Genomic DNA, 14,192 nt, shown 5'->3' on the forward strand with positions numbered 1-14,192 from the left:
TCAGCGGGTCGTGCGGGGGGTGGCCGGGTGGGAGCCGGCCGTCACCAGGTCCGCGACGGCCTGACGGGCGTCGCCGGCGGTGACCAGGCCCTCGCCGACGAGCACCGCGTCGGCCCCGGCCGCGGCGTAGCTGATCAGGTCGTGCGGGCCGCGGACGCCGGACTCGGCGACCTTGACCACCTCCGACGGCAGCCCGGGCGCGATCCGCTCGAAGGTGGACCGGTCCACGGTCAGGGTGGTCAGGTCGCGGGCGTTGACGCCGATCACCGCGGCACCGGCGGCCAGTGCCCGGTCGGCCTCGGCCTCGGTGTGCACCTCCACCAGCGCGGTCATCCCGAGGGACTCCACCCGCTCGAGCAGGCCCAGCAGCGCGTTCTGCTCCAGGGCGGCCACGATCAGCAGCACCACGTCGGCGCCGTGGGCGCGGGCCTCGTGCACCTGGTAGCTGCTGACCACGAAGTCCTTGCACAGCACCGGGACGTCCACCGCCGCGCGCACGGCGGCCAGGTCGGCCTGGGACCCGCCGAACCGCCGCCGCTCGGTGAGCACGCTGATGACCCGGGCGCCGCCGTCGGCGTACTGGCGGGCGAGGACCGCGGGGTCGGGGATCGTGGCCAGCGCGCCCTTCGACGGGCTCTGCCGCTTCACCTCCGCGATGACCCCCACGCCGGGTGCGCGCAGGGCCGTGAGGGCGTCGAGGGCCGGCCGGGCGTCGCGCGCCGCCGCCTTCACGTCGGCCAGCGGCGTGCTCGCCTCGCGTGCGGCCAGGTCCTCGCGCACGCCGGCGACGATCTCGTCGAGGACGGTCACTGGGTCTCCCCGATCGTCGGTTCGGCCACCGCTGGTGGCTCCGGTCGGTACCGGGAGCCCACTGTAGAGGCGCTGTGGGCACGTTCCGACCGGGGGGCCGACCGCGGCACGGAGACCGGCGGTTGACCGGGTGCCGCCGGGGTAGTCAGCGCTGTTCCTCGCCCGCGGCGGCCGGCTCGGTGGGGTCCTCGCCGCGGTCCAGGGCGCGCCACGCGTCGACCGCCCGGTCCTCGTCGGTGCGGGCCCGGAGCGCCGGAGCGGGCCCGGCCGGGCGCTCGTGACGGCGGCCCATGCCGGGCCACCCGCGGCCGCGCAGCACGGTCAGCAGGCCGGTCGCCAGGGCGCCCGCCCCGGCGACCAGTGCCAGCACGGGCCCGGCGGGGTGCAGGTCGGTGCTCAGCGCCCCCCCGGCGTCCAGCGCGGCCGCCACGGCGGCGTCCAGGTCGCTGACGAGGGGGCGCAGGCCCGACCAGGCCAGGACGCCGCCCGCCGCGGCGACGAGCAGGCCGACCGCGACCCGTCCGGCGCCGCGGACGGCGAGCACGGCGACCGCCGCGGCGAGCAGCAGCAGGCCACCGGCGGGGACCAGCGGCGCCAGGGTGCTGCCGGCGAGCTCGGTGGTGGTCGGCGGCAGCGGCGGCGTGCGGGCCAGGGTCGCGGTCACCCAGCCCAGCCCGCCGGCCGACAGCGCCAGCCCGCCGGTGACCGCGGCGCCGCCCATCGCCGCGGTCAGCTCCCGGCGGGCACCGCTCACCGGACCTCCCGCATCCCCTCGGCGGTGGCGATCGCCGAGAGCACCGCCCGGGCCTTGTGCCGGGTCTCGGCCTCCTCGGTGGGGGCGTCGCTGTCGGCCACGATGCCGGCGCCGGCCTGCACGTAGGCCCGCCCCTGGTGCAGCACCGCCGTCCGGATGGCGATGGCCATGTCGAGGTCCCCGCTGGCGTCGACGTAGCCGACGGTGCCGGCGTAGAGCGCGCGGCGCGTCGGTTCCAGCGACTCGATGATCTCCATCGCGCGGGGCTTGGGGGCGCCGGAGACCGTGCCGGCGGGGAAGGTCGCGTCGAACACGTCGAGGGCGTCCCACTCGGGGGCGACCTCGCCGGCCACGGTCGACACCAGGTGCATGACGTGGCTGTAGTGCTCGATCCGCATGAAGTCGGGCACCTCGACGGTGCCGGGCCGGCACACCCGACCGAGGTCGTTGCGGGCGAGGTCGACCAGCATCACGTGCTCGGCCCGCTCCTTGGGGTCGGCCAGGAGGTCCTCGGCCAGCCGGACGTCCTCGTCCGGCGTCGCCCCGCGCGGGCGGGTGCCGGCCGGCGGGTGCACCACCGCCGAGCTGCCGGTCACGGTCACCAGGGCCTCCGGGGAGGAGCCGACGACGTCGAAGGGCGTCTCCTGGCCCGCGAAGCGCAGCAGGTACATGTACGGCGAGGGGTTGGTCGCCCGCAGCACCCGGTAGAGGTCGAGGGCGTCGACGTCGGTGGGCACCTCGAAGCGCTGGGAGAGCACCACCTGGAAGGCGTCGCCGGCCCGGATGTGCTCGCGGATCGTCTCGACCCCGTCAGCGAACACCCCGGGGGCCATGTTGCTCGTCGGCGACGGGGGCTCCGCGGTGGTGAAGACGGCGACGCCCGGCGGCACCGCCTTGGTGAGATCGGCGGCCATGGCGTCGAGCCGGGCGACCGCGTCGTCCCAGCCGGTGCCCGCCTCGCCCGACCCGCGCAGCGCGTTGGCGATGAGCAGCACGGTGCCGTCGGTGTGGTCGAGCACGGCGAGGTCGGTGACCAGCATCAGCGCCAGCTCGGGCATGCCGAGGTCGTCGACGCTGCGGTCGGGCAACCGCTCCAGCCGGCGGACGACGTCATAGCCCAGGTAGCCGACCAGGCCACCGGTCAGCCGGGGCAGGTCCGCGGTGCGCGGTGACCGCAGCCGCCGGGCCAGCGTGCGGACGGCGGCCAGCGGGTCGTCGGGGAGGTCGTCGGTCAGCCCGGGCAGCTCCGCGCCCAGCCACTGCGCGACGCCGTCCCGCTCGGTGAGGACCCCCGCGCTGCGCACCCCCACGAAGCTGTACCGGGACCACTGCTTGCCCTGCTCGGCGGACTCCAGCAGCACCGTGCCGGGCCGGTTGCCGGCCAGCTTGCGGTAGATGCCGACGGCGGTCTCCCCGTCGGCCAGCAGCCGCCGGGTGACCGGCACGACCGCCCGGCCGGGGCCCGCCCCGTCCAGCGCCGCGAACTCCTCCCGGGACGGCGAGGTCTCACCGAGCCGCACGGGACACCTCCAGGTCGCGGGAGAAGCACGAGCGCGCGCCGGTGTGGCAGGCCGGGCCCTCCTGGTCGACGAGGACGAGCAGCGCGTCGCCGTCGCAGTCCAGCCGGACGTCGCGGACCCACTGCCGGTGCCCGGAGGTCTCCCCCTTCACCCAGTACTCGCCGCGGCTGCGCGACCAGTAGGTGGCCCGGCCGGTGGTGAGGGTGCGGTGCAGCGCCTCGTCGTCCATCCAGGCGACCATGAGCACCTCTCCGGTGTCGTGCTGCTGGACGACGGCGGCGACGAGGCCGGCGGGGTCGCGGCGCAGCAGCGCGGAGACGGCGGGATCCAGGGCGGACTCGGCGGCGGGGACGGCGGACATGCCGCCGATCGTCCCACCCGGCCGCGTCCGGCAAGGCCACCGGATCAGCCGGTGGCCCGCTCCCCGGCGAACCACTCCCGCACGGGCCGGCTCACCAGCAGGCCGAGGGCCACGGCCGGGGCGACGGCGAAGCAGAAGACCCCGAACAGCAGGGCCGCCGACGGGTCCGGGCCGACGGCTCCCTCGAGCAGCGCGGACAGCCGCACCCCCCAGTACGCCGCCAGGGCCAGCTGCACCCCGAGCGCGCCGAGCAGCGTCCCCCGGGCGGCCCGGCTGCGGCGGTTGAGGACCATGATCCCGCCGACGACGAGGGCCACGACCGAGACCACCTGCACGGCCGCCAGCACGGTCGCCTCGGCCGCCAGCGACTGGCCGTCGCCGGGGAAGCCCTCCTGCCCGTCGGCGATGGTGAACAGCGAGGCGAGCAGGAAGACGTAGCCCGACGCGAGGGTCACCACCCCGGCCTGCACGAACGCCAGGACGGCCGACGCGATCAGCTGACCGGGCCGGCGCGGGCCGGTGGGCGGCACCGGCCACGGCGGCCCGTACCCGGCGTAGCCCGGCCACGAAGCGACCCCGGGCGGGCCGGGGAGCGGTGCGCCCCAGGCGGGCTGCGGCGCGGTCGCGGGCGGACCGGCGTAGGGAGCGCCCTGCTCGGTGGGGGTGGCCGGGTCCGACCACGGGTTGCGCGGCGCGCTCACGGCGTCCCCCAGCCCGTCTCCTGTCCGCTCACAGTGCCGCCGCCAGGGCGCGGCCGGCCACCCGGCCGGAGAACAGGCAGCCACCGAGGAAGGTGCCCTCCAGCGAGCGGTACCCGTGCATGCCTCCGCCACCGAAGCCCGACGCCTCGCCCGCGGCGTAGAGGCCGCCGAAGACCTCGCCGCCCGGTCGCAGCACCCGGCCGGACAGGTCGGTCTCCAGCCCCCCGAGGGTCTTGCGGGTCAGCAGGTTGAGGCGCACCGCGATCAGCGGACCGGCCGCCGGGTCGAGCAGCCGGTGCGGCGGCGCGACCCGGATGAGCTTGTCGCCGAGGTAGTTGCGGGCGCCGCGGATGGCGGTGATCTGGAGGTCCTTGCTGAAGGCGTGCCCCACCTCGCGGTCCCGGCAGACGATCTCCGCCTCGACGGTGGCGAGGTCGAGCTCCGGCGTCCCGCCGGTGACCCGGTTCATGCCGGCCACCAGCTGCGGCAGGGTGGCGGCGACGACGAAGTCCTCGCCACGGTCGAGGAACGCCTGCACCGGCCCGGCGACGCCGGCCTTGACCCGGTTGAGCAGCAGCCGGACGTCCTTGCCGGTGAGGTCGGGGTTCTGCTCGGAGCCGGAGAGGGCGAACTCCTTCTCGACGATCTTCTGTGTGGCGACGAACCAGGTGTGCTCGTGACCGGTCTGCCCGATGTGGGCCAGCGTGCCCAGGGTGTCGAAGCCGGGGAACAGCGGCACCGGCAGCCGCTTGCCGGTGGCGTCCAGCCACAGCGACGAGGGGCCGGGCAGGATCCGGATGCCGTGCCGCGCCCAGACCGGCGAGTGGTTGGCGACCCCCTCGGTGTAGTGCCACATCCGGTCCCGGTTGACGAGGTGCGCGCCGGCCGCCTCCGTGGCCTGCAGCATCCGCCCGTCGACGTGCGCCGGGACGCCGGACAGCAGGCGCTCGGGGGCCGGTCCGAGCCGGGCCGGCCAGTTCTGCCGGACCAGGTCGTGGTTGCCGCCGATGCCCCCGGAGGTGACGACCACGGCCGCGGCGGTGAGCTCGAAGTCGCCGGCCCGGTCCCGCGAGCTGGCCTCGCCGCGGGCGGCGTCGCTGTCCACCAGCACGGTGCCACGCACCCCGGTGACCGCGTTCCCGGTGACGACCAGCTCGTCCACCCGGTGACGGAACCGCAGCTCCACCAGGCCGCGCTCCACCGCGGCGCGGACGCGGCGGGCGAACGGGGCGACGATGGCCGGCCCGGTCCCCCAGACGATGTGGAACCGCGGCACCGAGTTGCCGTGCCCGGTGGCCGTGTAGCCGCCGCGCTCGGCCCAGCCGACGACGGGGAAGAAGCCGATGCCCTGCTCGCGCAGCCAGGCCCGCTTCTCCCCGGCGGCGAACTGCAGGTAGGCCTCGGCCCACTGACGGGGCCAGTGGTCCTCCGGGCGGTCGAAGCCCGCGGTGCCCAGCCAGTCCTGCCGGGCCAGCTCCAGGGAGTCGCGCACCCGGAGGCGGCGCTGCTCCGGGCTGTCGACGAGGAACAGCCCGCCGAAGGACCACCAGGCCTGGCCGCCGAACGACGCCTCCGGCTCCTGCTCGAGCAGCACGACCCGCTTCCCGGCGTCGGCCAGCTCGGCGGTGGCGACCAGTCCGGCCAGCCCCGCACCCACCACGACGACGTCAGTCTCGGTCACGTCGGGCACGCTAGCGGGCGCGGGTGCCGTCGCGGTCACGGCCGGCGGGCCGCGCCGCCCGGCCGGGCCGGGTCCACTCCCGGACGGGACGCCGGGTCGCGAGCACCAGGCAGCCCACCGGGCCGGCCAGGAGCAACGCCGCCCATCCGGCGGCCCGCCCGTCGCCGAGGGCAGCGAAGAGGAGCACCAACCCCGCCAGCGCCAGCAGCGGCGGGACGGCGGCAGCGGCCAGGACCGGCCAGGCCCGCCTCGCTCCCCGCTGCACCAGCACGGCCCCGGCCACCGCCCAGGCGGCCAGCAGCACCGGGATCCCGACGTACCAGTGCCAGCGGCGGTCGGGTTCCCAGAGCAGGTAGCCCAGGTAGAGGTCCTCCGCGGCGACGAGCAGACCGAACGCCGCCGCGAAGGGGACGAGCTCGGGACGCCCCTGCGGCGCCGGGAGCGGCCCCCGGCCGGCGGGCGGCCGCGCAGCCGGCCGCGGGGAACGCCGGGGCGCCGGCGGGCGCCGGGCGGGCGGCAGGCGACGGGATGACGGAGACATGGCCGGGCTGCGGGCCGGTCAGCCGGCCCGGCGGGTCCGCTGCGGCCGGCCGGCCACCCAGCGGCGGACGCGCGGCGTCTGGGCCAGGACGGCGGCGGCGATCGGGAGGACGAGCAGCAGCAGCGGCCAGCCCGAGCCCCCGACGTCCTCTGCCTGCGCCCCCGCCCAGATGACCGCGCCGGTGAGCACCGCCACCGGCAGCACGGCCAGGACGAGGAACAGCCAGCTGCGGCGGATCAGCAGCCACAGCGCCGCCCAGACCTGCAGGACCGGTGCCACGACGATCAGGTAGGTCCACGGGTCGGGACCGCTGTCCGCGCTCAGCCCGCCGAGGGCGACGGCGATGACGGCCAGGAAGGCCGGCGGCATGGCGCCGGCGATGCCCAGGACCGCCGCGGCGATGGCGGGCACGGGCATGCGGGGATCCGGCGGCGCGGTGTCGGACGGGCGCCCGGCGCGGCGGGTGGGAGGGGGCACGCTGCGCAGGCTAGGGCGCCGGGGCGGGCTCCGGGCGGTCGGCCGCGCCCGACCGGCCACCCGTCGGCACCTGATCGGTCGAGGACCGCCGCCAGGAGGCGTGCAGGCGCGCGTAGGGGCCGACGGCGTCCACCAGCTCCTCGTGCGTGCCCCGCTGGACCACCCGGCCGGCGTCGACGACCAGCACCTCGTCGGCCCGCTCGGCGCTGGACAACCGGTGCGCGATGGTCAGCGTGGTCCGCCCGTCGGTCAGGGTGTCCAGCGCGCGGGTCAGCCGCTGCTCGGTCGCCGGGTCGACGGCGCTGGTGGCCTCGTCGAGCACCAGCAGGTCGGGGTCGGCGACGTAGGCGCGGGCGACGGCGACCAGCTGCCGCTCCCCCGCCGACAGCGACTCCCCCCGCTGGCCGACCGCGGTGGCCACGCCGTCGGCCAGGCCCGCGATCCAGGCGGCGAGGCCCAGCTCGTCGAAGGCGGCGAGGACCTCGGCGTCGTCCATGCCGGGCCGGCCGTAGCGGACGTTGTCGGCCACGGTCGCGTCGAAGAGGAAGCCGTCCTGCGGCACCATCACCACCCGCTGCCGGAGCGAGGCGGAGGCGACCCGGTCCAGCGGCACCCACCCGGCGGTGTCGCTCCCGAGCAGCACGCGGCCGGCGGAGGGGTCCATCAGCCGGGTGACCAGCTTGGCGAACGTGGTCTTCCCCGAGCCCGTCTCGCCGACGATCGCCACCCGTCGCCGGGCCGCGATGTCGAGGTCGACGTCCGCCAACGCCGGCCGCGCCCCGGGGGCGTACCGGAAGGTGACGTGCTCGAAGCGCACCGCGAGCGGGCCCGGGGGCAGCACGCGCGCGGATGCCGGGTCGGTCACCGCCGGGTCCCGGACGTCGGGCTCGGTCTCCAGGACGTCGAGGACGCGGCGGAACCCGGCGACGGCGTTCTGCGCCTCGTTGAGCACCTCGCTGGCGGTCTGCACGGGCGCGACGAACAGCGTCACGAGGAACAGGAAGGCGATGAGGGTGCCGGCGGACAGGCCGCCGCCCACCCCGAGCAGCACCCCCACCACCACGACCGCGGCGTTGGCGAGGGCGGCGACGAACTCGCCGCTGACGAACACCGCCGCCGTGGTCTTCTGCGCGTCGACCTGGGCGCGGTAGTGCCGGGCGATGGCCCGGTCCAGCCGGGCCGCGGTCCGCTCCCGGATCCCGTAGGCGCGGACCGTGGGCGCCCCGACGACGGACTCGGACACCGCGGCCAGCACGTCGCCGACCCGCTCGCGGACGGTGCCGTAGGCCGTCGCCAGCCGGCGCGCGAAGAACCGCACCGCGAAGCCCAGCGGCACGAAGCAGGCCAGCACCAGCAGCGTCAGCTGCCAGGAGTAGACCGCCATGACGACGGTGGCGACGAGCAGCTGGCCCAGGCTGATCACACCGAGGACGCCGCCCCACTGCATGAAGGTGGAGAGCTGGTCGACGTCGCTGGTGACGCGGGAGACCAGCGACCCGCGGCGCTGCCCCTGCTGGTGCAGGACGGACAGGTCGTGCACGTGCCGGAAGGCCCGCGTGCGCAGCCCGGCCAGCGCCGTCTCGGTCGTCCGGAACAGCCGGACGTTCATCCGGTACACCGCGACGGCGGTCAGCACGACGACGAGCGCGCAGAGCAGGACGACGTTCCGGACGAGGTCGAGGTCCGGACCGCCGGGGGCGGCCAGGCCGCGGTCGACGACCTGCTGGACGGCGATCGGCACGACCACGCGGCCGGCGGTCGCGACGAGGGCGAGGGCGAAGGTGGCCGGCAGGCCGCGGCGGAACTCCGGCATCATCGCCAGACCCCGGCGCAGGGTGGCGAGAGCCCCCTCCTCGCGGTGCTCGGCGATGGGGCCCGCGGCGGCCACCTGGTCGCTCACGCCGCCACCTCCGTCTGCGCGTAGGCGCGCACCAGGGCGGCGTAACCGGGCACCTCGTCGAGCAACTGCTCGTGGGGGCCCCGCGCCAGGAGCCGGCCGTCCTCGAGCCAGACCACCTCGTCGGCCAGTGCGATGGTGGCCTGCCGGTAGGCGACGACGACCACGGTGGAGGGCCGGTCGGCGTCGCGGAGGGCGTCGAGGATGCGCGCCTCCACCGCCGGGTCGACCGCGCTCGTGGCGTCGTCGAGCACCAGCAGCCGGGGCCGGCGGACCACCGCGCGGGCCAGGGCCAGCCGCTGCCGCTGCCCGCCCGACAGGGAGGCGCCGCGCTCGCCGACCCGGGTGTCCAGGCCCTCGGGCAGCCGGGCGACGAACTCGTCGGCGGCGGCGGTCCGCAGAGCCGCCCAGACCTCCTCGTCGCCGAGGTCGGCGCCCAGGGTCACGTTGCCGCGCACGGTGTCGTCGAACAGGAACGTGCCCTGGGCGACGAAGGCCGCCTGCGTGCTGACCTCCCCCTCCCGGAGGGCGCGCAGGTCGACGCCGTCGAGGAGCACCCGCCCGCTGCCGGGGTCGACGAGGCGGACCAGCAGGCCGGCGAGGGTGGACTTGCCCGATCCGGTCGGCCCGACGACGGCGACCGTGCTGCCCGCTACGACGTCGAAGGTGACGTCGGACAGCGTCGGGCGGGCGGCGCCGGCGAAGGCGAACCCGACGTCGTGCAGCGCCAGGCCGGCACCGTCCGTGCCGCCGGCCGCGGTCCGGTCGCCGTGCGGCGTCTCGCCCGTGGCGTCGAGGACCGGGGTGACCCGGTCGAAGCCGGCCAGCGCACGCGGCAGGTCGGCCAGGACCCAGCCGATCGCGCGGATCGGCAGCGCCAGCAGGGTGAACAGGTAGGCGATGGACACCAGGTCACCGGCGTCGGCGGCCCCGTCGGCCACCCGCCCGGCCCCGATGAGCAGGACGGCGAGGGTGCCCAGGTTGGGCAGGGCCTCCATGAGCGGGTCGAACAGCCCCCGCACCCGGCCCACGGCGACCAGCCCGTCGCGCAGCTCGTCGGCGCGGGCGGCGAAGCGGGCGGTCTCGACGTCCTCCCGGCCGAGGGTCTTGACCACGAGCGCGGCGTCGAAGCTCTCGTGCGCGATCTCGCTGACCTCGGCCCGGAGCTGCTGGGCCCGCTGCATGCGCGGGCTCATCACCTGCGAGTAGACGGCGTTGACCACGAACACCAGCGGGAAGACGACCAGGCCCACCAGCGCCAGCCAGGGGTCGGTCGCCACCAGCGCGGCCACGGTGATGCCGATCATGACCACGGCGCCGCAGGCGAAGGGCAGCGGTGCCACGAAGAACCAGGCGGCCTCGACGTCGCTGTTGGCGTTGGACAGCAGCTGCCCGGTGGGGTGGCGCTGGTGCCAGGACAGGGGCAGCCGCAGGTACTGGCCGGTGACCCGGCGGCGGTAGTCGGCCTGCAGCCGGTACCCCATGATCCCGGCGAACAGCCGGCGGCCGAGGATGCCGAGGATCTTGAGGACGGCGACGGCCAGGATCGCCACGGTCGCCAGCGTGAGTGCCGCGGCGGTGGTCGCGCCGTCCTCGAACGCCGGCAGGACGACGCGGCTGGTGATCTCCCCGATGACGTAGGCGCTGGCCACCGTCATCCCGCCGTAGAGGCTGCTGGCCAGGAAGGCCAGGGTGAACATGCCGGGCTGCTCGGCGACGGCGCGGCCGATGTGGCGCATCCCTCGCCGGACCACGGCATCTCGGCGGCGGGGCACAGCTCTCCTCGGTCGTCGTCCGGGCGGTGTCGGCGACCGTACGTGGCGCGTCCGACGCTTCCTGCCCACCGGGCCGGTCGTGCCGGCCCCGCACCGTCGGTAACTTCGGGGGGTGACCGCCTCTTCCCGGCCCCTGGCCGCCCGCGAGCGGGCCGAGCTCGCCGACCTGCTGGAGCGGCTGGGCCCGGACGCGCCGACCTGCTGTGCCGGCTGGTCGACCGCCCACCTGGCCGCCCACCTGGTGGTCCGGGAGCGACGGCCCGACGCCCTGCCCGGGCTGGGCGTCGAGCAGCTCGGCGTGGCCCGGCCGCTGACCGCGTGGTCGCACCGGCTGGAGGACCGGCTACGGACGTCGACGCCCTTCCCCGAGGTCGTCGGCCGGCTGCGCGCGGGTCCCCCGGCCTGGTCCCCGATGGGCCTGCCGGGGCTGGCCGACGCGGTGAACACCGCCGAGTTCGTCATCCACCACGAGGACGTCCGCCGCGCGCAACCCGACTGGACCGCGCGCACGCTCGACCGGGCCGACCAGGACAGGCTGTGGGGCGCCGCCGTGCTGTTCGCCCGCCGGCAGCGCGGGGGCGCCGTGCTCCGCCGCACCGACGTGCCCGCCGACGCCAAGCGGATCGGCGGCGGCGGCACGGCCGTGGCCGGTGAACCCCTCGAGCTGCTGCTGTGGGCCGCAGGCCGGCGCGACGTCGCCCGCGTCACCGGCTCCTGAGCGCCGGACCTACCGGCTCGGGTGGTCGGCCTCGCGTCGCACCGGGACGCCGGCGGCGTCCAGGGCGGCCTTCACGTCGCCGATCCGCAGCTTGCCGAAGTGGAAGACGCTCGCGGCCAGGACCGCGTCGGCGCCGGCCGTCACCGCCGGCGGGAAGTGCTCCGGCTCGCCCGCTCCCCCGCTGGCGATCAGCGGCACCGTGACCTCCCGCCGCACCGCCTGGACCAGGTCCAGGTCGAACCCCGCCTGGGTGCCGTCGGCGTCCATCGAGTTGAGCAGCACCTCGCCGACGCCGAGCGCGGCGGCCTGGACCACCCACTCGACGGCGTCGCGGCCGGTGCCCCGGCGTCCGCCGTGGGTGGTGATCTCGAAGCCGGAGTCGGTGGCCGCGCCGTCCCGGCACCGTCGCGCGTCGAGGGACAGCACCAGCACCTGGTTGCCGAACCGGTCGGTGATCTCGCTGATCAGCTCGGGGCGGGCCACCGCCGCGGTGTTCACCGCGACCTTGTCCGCACCGGCCCGCAGCAACCGGTCGACGTCGGTGACGCTGCGGACGCCGCCGCCGACGGTGAGCGGGATGAACACGCTCTCCGCGGTCCGGCGGACGACGTCGTAGGTGGTCTCGCGGTCCCCGGAGCTGGCGGTGATGTCGAGGAAGGTGAGCTCGTCGGCGCCCTCGGCGTCGTAGACGCGAGCCATCTCCACCGGGTCGCCGGCATCGCGCAGGTCGACGAAGTTGACGCCCTTCACGACCCGGCCGGCGTCCACGTCCAGGCACGGGATCACCCGCACGGCCAGGCTCACGCCCTCTCCTCGCTGCCGCTCGTCGCGGTCGTTCGCCTCCAGCGGGCTCTGCTCGTGGACGAGCTCGCACGCTCGCTCGTCACGCGACCACCCCCCGCACCGCGTCGGCCTCCACCTCGACCAGCATCGCCGGGTCGATCAGCGCGGCGACCTGCACCATCGAGGTGGCCGGCCGGACGTCGCCGAACACCTCGCCGTGGGCGCGCCCGATCTCCTCCCAGCGGGAGATGTCGGTGACGAACATCCGCGTGCGGACGACGTCGGCGACGGTGAACCCGGCCCGTTCCAGGGCCTCGACGACGTTGGCCAGCGCCTGACGGGTCTGCGCGCCGGCGTTCCCGGGGTGGACCACCGCGCCGTCGACGGTGGCGGTGGTCCCGCTGACCCAGGCGAGGTCCCCGTGCACCACCACCCGGCTGTAGCCGACCACCGCCTCCCAGGGGCCCTCCGAGCCCAGCCGCACCACGTTCACGAGAGCTCCGTGGTGATCGCGAGCGCCTCCGGCAGGGTGAACGCGCCGGCGTAGAGCGCCTTGCCCACGATCGCGCCCTCCACCCCGACCGTGGTCAGCCCCGCCAGCGCGCGGATGTCCTCGAGGGAGCTGACCCCGCCCGACGCCACCACCGGACGCGGCGTCGCGGCGCAGACCTCCCGCAGCAGCTCGAGGTTCGGGCCGCGGAGCGTGCCGTCCTTGGTGATGTCGGTGACCACGTAGCGGGCGCAGCCCTCGGCGTCGAGCCGGGCGAGGGTCTCGTAGAGCTCGCCGCCCTCGCGGGTCCAGCCCCGGGCGGCCAGCCGGGTGCCGCGGACGTCGAGGCCGACGGCGATCCGGTCGCCGTGCTCGGCGATGGCCCGGGCGCACCACTCGGGGGACTCGAGCGCGGCGGTGCCCAGGTTGACCCGCCGGCAGCCGGTGGCCAGCGCCGCCGCCAGCGTCTCGTCGTCCCGGATGCCGCCCGACAGCTCGACGTCGACGTCGAGTTCCCCGACGACGCGGGCCAGCAGCTCCCGGTTGCTGCCGCGGCCGAAGGCCGCGTCCAGGTCGACCAGGTGCACCCACTCGGCGCCGTCCCGCTGCCAGTTCAGCGCGGCCTCCAGGGGATCGCCGTAGGCGGTCTCGCTGCCGGCCTCCCCCTGCACGAGACGGACGGCCTGTCCGTCGGCGACGTCGACGGCGGGGAGCAGTTGCAGCGTGGGCACCGGCACAGCGTATTGACCGGTCACCTGTAGCCCGCGTCACCGGCCGGGCGGCCGGCGTCCTGCACCTCGACGACGTAGCGCCAGGCGTCGGGCTGGGTGCCGTCGGTGTCGGGGAAGCCGTAGACCCGGGCGAGCTCGCCACTGGACGTGGAGCGCCCCGACCACCGCGCGCGGCCGGGGTCGGCCGCCAGCGCGGCCACCGCCCGGCCGACGAACAGCGGGCTCTCCGAGATGCAGAAGTGCGGTTCCACCGCGGTGCCCGCGCGCCAGTCCTCCTCGGTGACGCCGAACAGGTCGAGCATCATCTCCGAGCGCAGCCAGCCCGGGGTGAGCGCGACCGCGGTGCCGCCGACGGCGCGCAGCTCGTGCGCCTGGGAGAACGCCAGCCGGGTGACCGCCACCTTCGCGAGGTCGTAGAAGACCGAGAGCCGGTAGGTGCGGTCGTTGTAGGCCGCCGTCCCGTCGGTCATCTCGACGACGAGGCCCCCGGGCCGCCGGGTCAGCAACCGCAACGCGTGCGCGCTGGTGACCAGGTGGGTCTCGACCGCCAGCCGGAGCAGCCGCAGTCCGCGGTCGAGGTCGGACTCCCACAGCGGGACGCCGCCCTGGTACAGCAGCTCGCCGCCCCAGACGTCGTTGACCAGGACGTCGAGCCGCTGCGACTCCGCGTCGATGCGGGCCACGAGGGCGGCCACCTGCGCCGGGTCCAGGTGGTCGACGACGACCGCGATGCCGCGCCCGCCGGCCGCGGTGACCAGCTCGGCGGTCTGCTCGATCGTCTCGGGGCGGTGGTACTCCGAGGGTCGCCCGGCGGTGCTGCGGCCGGTGCACCAGACGGTGGTCCCGGCCGTCCCCAGCGCCACGGCGATCCCCCGGCCGGCGCCGCGGGTGGCCCCGGCCACGAGGGCGACGGTGCCCGACAGGTCCGGCGGCGTGTACTCCATGCCGGCACC

General features: G+C 76.3%; 15 protein-coding genes. 1 reads left to right on the forward strand and 14 read right to left on the reverse strand.

Features of this window, described 5'->3' with window-relative positions:
* From trpC to GCU56_RS11720, 10 genes are all read right to left on the reverse strand, one after another.
* Nucleotides 1–810 (reverse strand): indole-3-glycerol phosphate synthase TrpC, encoded by an 810-nt coding sequence (gene trpC, locus GCU56_RS11675; protein ID WP_163481883.1) that lies wholly within the window; start codon nt 808–810, stop codon nt 1–3.
* A gap of 145 nt (nt 811–955) precedes the next feature.
* On the reverse strand, nt 956–1,564 hold the full coding sequence (locus GCU56_RS11680; protein WP_345771788.1) for a Trp biosynthesis-associated membrane protein: 609 nt from the start codon (nt 1,562–1,564) through the stop codon (nt 956–958).
* Nucleotides 1,561–3,084 carry an anthranilate synthase component I gene (locus GCU56_RS11685; RefSeq protein ID WP_163481884.1) on the reverse strand — a complete coding sequence of 508 codons (1,524 nt, stop codon included), beginning with the start codon at nt 3,082–3,084 and terminating at the stop codon, nt 1,561–1,563. Before GCU56_RS11685 ends, GCU56_RS11680 begins: the two co-directional genes overlap by 4 nt.
* Complete coding sequence (gene hisI / locus GCU56_RS11690) at nt 3,071–3,445, reverse strand: phosphoribosyl-AMP cyclohydrolase (protein WP_163481885.1); 375 nt, start codon at nt 3,443–3,445, stop codon at nt 3,071–3,073. The genes GCU56_RS11685 and hisI overlap by 14 nt, the downstream gene beginning before the upstream one ends.
* A 44-nt stretch (nt 3,446–3,489) precedes the next feature.
* Nucleotides 3,490–4,146 (reverse strand): hypothetical protein, encoded by a 657-nt coding sequence (locus GCU56_RS11695; protein WP_163481886.1) that lies wholly within the window; start codon nt 4,144–4,146, stop codon nt 3,490–3,492.
* 28 nt (nt 4,147–4,174) lie between these two features.
* Nucleotides 4,175–5,827, reverse strand: a complete 1,653-nt coding sequence (locus GCU56_RS11700; protein WP_163481887.1) for an FAD-binding dehydrogenase — start codon at nt 5,825–5,827, stop codon at nt 4,175–4,177.
* Nucleotides 5,828–5,837: 10 nt separating this feature from the next.
* A complete protein-coding gene (locus GCU56_RS23945) occupies nt 5,838–6,368 on the reverse strand; it encodes a hypothetical protein (RefSeq protein ID WP_163481888.1) in 531 nt (176 codons plus the stop codon).
* A gap of 18 nt (nt 6,369–6,386) precedes the next feature.
* Nucleotides 6,387–6,845 carry a hypothetical protein gene (locus GCU56_RS11710; RefSeq protein WP_163481889.1) on the reverse strand — a complete coding sequence of 153 codons (459 nt, stop codon included), beginning with the start codon at nt 6,843–6,845 and terminating at the stop codon, nt 6,387–6,389.
* A 10-nt stretch (nt 6,846–6,855) separates the two neighbouring features.
* Nucleotides 6,856–8,745 (reverse strand): ABC transporter ATP-binding protein, encoded by a 1,890-nt coding sequence (locus GCU56_RS11715; RefSeq protein WP_345771789.1) that lies wholly within the window; start codon nt 8,743–8,745, stop codon nt 6,856–6,858.
* On the reverse strand, nt 8,742–10,481 hold the full coding sequence (locus GCU56_RS11720) for an ABC transporter ATP-binding protein (RefSeq protein WP_163481890.1): 1,740 nt from the start codon (nt 10,479–10,481) through the stop codon (nt 8,742–8,744). Before GCU56_RS11720 ends, GCU56_RS11715 begins: the two co-directional genes overlap by 4 nt.
* Before the next feature lie 148 nt (nt 10,482–10,629).
* On the opposite strand from GCU56_RS11720, the gene GCU56_RS11725 reads away from it, so the two are divergent.
* Nucleotides 10,630–11,235, forward strand: coding sequence for a TIGR03085 family metal-binding protein (locus tag GCU56_RS11725; protein ID WP_163481891.1), 606 nt, complete (start codon nt 10,630–10,632; stop codon nt 11,233–11,235).
* Nucleotides 11,236–11,244: 9 nt separating this feature from the next.
* Here GCU56_RS11725 and hisF read toward each other — a convergent pair whose 3' ends face one another.
* The 4 genes from hisF to GCU56_RS11745 all read right to left on the reverse strand — a co-directional run bounded on the left by hisF (nt 11,245) and on the right by GCU56_RS11745 (nt 14,183).
* Nucleotides 11,245–12,039: an imidazole glycerol phosphate synthase subunit HisF gene (hisF, locus tag GCU56_RS11730; protein ID WP_163481892.1), complete on the reverse strand. Its 795-nt coding sequence runs from the start codon at nt 12,037–12,039 to the stop codon at nt 11,245–11,247.
* Nucleotides 12,040–12,118: 79 nt separating this feature from the next.
* A complete protein-coding gene (locus tag GCU56_RS11735; protein ID WP_163481893.1) occupies nt 12,119–12,511 on the reverse strand; it encodes a Rid family hydrolase in 393 nt (130 codons plus the stop codon).
* Complete coding sequence (priA, locus tag GCU56_RS11740) at nt 12,508–13,239, reverse strand: bifunctional 1-(5-phosphoribosyl)-5-((5-phosphoribosylamino)methylideneamino)imidazole-4-carboxamide isomerase/phosphoribosylanthranilate isomerase PriA (protein ID WP_163481894.1); 732 nt, start codon at nt 13,237–13,239, stop codon at nt 12,508–12,510. The genes GCU56_RS11735 and priA overlap by 4 nt, the downstream gene beginning before the upstream one ends.
* Before the next feature lie 20 nt (nt 13,240–13,259).
* The gene (locus GCU56_RS11745; protein WP_163481895.1) at nt 13,260–14,183 is read right to left on the reverse strand and encodes an SDR family oxidoreductase; all 924 of its coding nucleotides are present in this window, start codon (nt 14,181–14,183) and stop codon (nt 13,260–13,262) included.
* Nucleotides 14,184–14,192 lie beyond the last annotated feature (9 nt).

The sequence above is a fragment of the Geodermatophilus sabuli genome, assembly GCF_010686765.1.
Classification (GTDB): Bacteria; Actinomycetota; Actinomycetes; order Mycobacteriales; family Geodermatophilaceae; genus Geodermatophilus; species Geodermatophilus sabuli_A.

Bases quoted from the DNA above. Each gene is read 5' to 3' on its own strand.
- hisI (WP_163481885.1), bottom strand. From the start codon at position 3,445: ATGTCCGCCGTCCCCGCCGCCGAGTCCGCCCTGGATCCCGCCGTCTCC.
- GCU56_RS23945 (WP_163481888.1), bottom strand. From the start codon at position 6,368: ATGTCTCCGTCATCCCGTCGCCTGCCGCCCGCCCGGCGCCCGCCGGCG.
- GCU56_RS11720 (WP_163481890.1), bottom strand. From the start codon at position 10,481: ATGCGCCACATCGGCCGCGCCGTCGCCGAGCAGCCCGGCATGTTCACC.
- GCU56_RS11745 (WP_163481895.1), bottom strand. From the start codon at position 14,183: ATGGAGTACACGCCGCCGGACCTGTCGGGCACCGTCGCCCTCGTGGCC.